The organism is Mesorhizobium sp. BHbdii (assembly GCF_053848045.1).
Genome location: NZ_JBSPKX010000088.1, coordinates 1 through 583, shown reverse-complemented (window position 1 = coordinate 583; position 583 = coordinate 1). Strand labels below are relative to the sequence as shown.

At 67.1% G+C, this 583-nt stretch carries 1 pseudogene; it reads left to right on the top strand.

What is annotated here, in order from left to right:
* Positions 1 to 583 (top strand): annotated as a pseudogene (locus ACWTU8_RS31985) (chromosome segregation protein SMC); the annotation flags it as partial.

Genomic DNA, 583 nt, shown 5'->3' with positions numbered 1-583 from the left:
CAGCTCACCGAGGCCGAGACCTTGCGCAAGGCGGCCGCCGACCGGCTGCAGGAAGCGGAAAACCGGCAGGCCGAACTGGACAAGGGAGCCACATCAGCCATCCAGTCGCTGGCCGAGGCGCGCGAGACCCGAGCCCGTGCTGAGGAAAGGCTGACGGCGGCCGACGAGCGCCGGCTCGAGGTCGAGGCGCGCATCCAGGAAACGCTGAACACGCCGCCGCACCTGGTCATCCGCCATACCGGTCTGGAAGCCGACGACGCGATGGCCGAGATGGCCGAGATCGAACGCCAGCTCGACCGGCTCAAGATCGAGCGAGAACGGCTCGGCGCCGTCAATCTGCGCGCCGAGGAAGAGCAGAAGGAGCTCTCCGATCGGCTGGAGACCATCGTATCCGAGCGCGAGGACATCATCGAGGCGATCCGCAAGCTGCGGCAGGCGATCCAGAGCCTCAACCGCGAAGGCCGCGAGCGGCTACTGGCAGCCTTCGACGTGGTCAACAGCCACTTCCAGCGGCTGTTCTCGCATCTGTTCGGCGGCGGCACGGCGGAATTGCAGCTGATCGAATCCGACGATCCGCTCGAGG